1 protein-coding gene is annotated in these 466 nt (G+C 64.2%); it reads left to right on the top strand.

From position 1 onward, the window contains the following. Positions 1–466 (top strand): outer membrane beta-barrel protein (locus tag ACOV8S_RS31265; protein WP_448321859.1); only part of this gene is annotated, 466 nt, incomplete at both ends.

Genomic DNA, 466 nt, shown 5'->3' on the forward strand with positions numbered 1-466 from the left:
GTACCGGAAGAGCGGCCAGACCTATCTGGCGACGCTCTACTACCGTGAGAGCTCCAAGGGTGTGACCGACGTGGTGACGCCCATCGGCGGAGGGGCGTTCCTCACCACGCGCGAGAACCTGAACAAGAGCCGCTCGGGCGGACTGGAGCTGGTGGCGAACGGGCGACTGACGCCCAAGCTCACCTACAACATCAGCGGCAACGTCTACTGGAACGAGATCGACGCCTCGCATCTGGGCTTCACGGAGAAGCGGGACGGCTTCGCCGTCAGCGGACGCGGCAACCTGAACTGGCAGGTGACGCCAAGGGACTTCATCCAGTTCAACGGCTTCATGAACGGGCGGCGCCTTACCGCCCAGGGACACCAGGACGGGTTCGCCATGCTGAACCTGGGCTATCGGCGCAAGGTCAACGACAACCTGTCGATCACGGTGACCGCCCAGGACGTGCTGGGTACGCTCGAGGAC

It is taken from the genome of Streptomyces sp. CO7 (assembly GCF_053474865.1).